This window comes from Shimia aestuarii, from assembly GCF_022814865.1.
Lineage (GTDB): Bacteria > Pseudomonadota > Alphaproteobacteria > Rhodobacterales > Rhodobacteraceae > Shimia > Shimia aestuarii_A.
This window is the reverse complement of record NZ_JAKVRD010000057.1, coordinates 1-667: the sequence shown is the minus strand read 5'-3', so window position 1 is coordinate 667 and position 667 is coordinate 1. Positions and strand designations below refer to the sequence as shown.

The 667-nt window shown below is 58.2% G+C and carries 1 pseudogene; it reads left to right on the top strand.

Going from position 1 to position 667, the window contains the following annotated elements:
- A pseudogene (locus MK745_RS19670) lies at nt 1-667 on the top strand (polysaccharide biosynthesis tyrosine autokinase); the annotation flags it as partial.

Here is a 667-nt window from a genome sequence, read left to right as displayed (position 1 = left end):
TCGTCGAAAACGCACCAGAGAGCGTTACCGAGATTGAGATCATGCGCTCGAGAATGGTGCTTGGAAAAGCAGTCGCCGATCTGAACCTCGACTGGCGTGCCTATCCCAAATACCTCCCCGTGGTGGGCTATGGCCTGACACGTGTTGGATTCCCGTTGCCTGATGTTGGCGTCCTGCGGAGCTATGCGCGTGGTGGGGAGCGTATGCGCCTAGACTTGTTGCAAGTGCCGCCTCGCTGGTTGAATGCCGATATCACCCTGGTCAAAGGTGCCGGTACGGCGTTTGATGTTCTGTTGCCGGATGGAGGTGTCTTGTCTGGGCGTACGGGCGCGGTGGTGCGCGACGCGGAGGCAGGGTTCGCAGTCAAGGTGGGAGAGATCGTAGCAGAGGCCGGGCGGCATTTCATTCTTCAGCAGGTGTCGGAGAATACTGCGATCAAGCACTTGCGAGAGGGCATGGCGGTTTCCGAGAAGGGACGTCAATCTGGTATCTTGCGTGTGACTTATCAAGAACGAAGCCCTGAGCGTGCACGCCAAGTGTTGCATGCAATTACCCGTGCCTATCTGAGCCAAAACGTGACGCGTAGCGCGGCCGAAGCCGAGAGCAGTCTCGATTTCATTGAAACTCAACTCCCCGAAGCCGAAGCGGCGGTCGCAGAGGCGGAAAG